The sequence below is a fragment of the Bacillus pretiosus genome (assembly GCF_051294775.1).
Classification (GTDB): Bacteria; Bacillota; Bacilli; order Bacillales; family Bacillaceae_G; genus Bacillus_A; species Bacillus_A wiedmannii.
In genome coordinates, this window is the sequence record NZ_JBPPHF010000041.1 from 1 (window position 1) to 368 (window position 368).

1 protein-coding gene is annotated in these 368 nt (G+C 35.9%); it reads right to left on the reverse strand.

From position 1 onward, the window contains the following. On the reverse strand, positions 1–368 hold a 368-nt coding region (locus ACSG5Z_RS29760), incomplete at both ends, for an MSCRAMM family protein (protein WP_435712738.1).

Consider the following 368-nt stretch of genomic DNA (forward strand, 5'->3'; position numbering starts at 1 on the left):
ATTAGTAGCTGTAACGTTAATAGCAGTCGCTTGGCTCTCCTTAATTGTAAATTCAATCGGTGTTTTATTTAAGGTATAATGCTCAGGAGCTTTCATTTCGATAAATTTATAGTTACCTGGACGTAACCCAGTAGCAATAATTTTACCTTCCTGATTCGTAACTAATTCTGTACGGACATCTTCATTTTTGTTATTAACAATTTTGAATACGGCGCCTGTAAGTACAGTGCCATCAGTATCATCGAGTTTTGTTAGTTCAACATCGCCTGGTAGTAGACCATTTTCAGCTGAAATAACAATCGGTGTTTTTTGACCTTTCTCAATTGTAAATTCAATTGGTGTTGATCGCAGTTCATAATGTTCAGGAG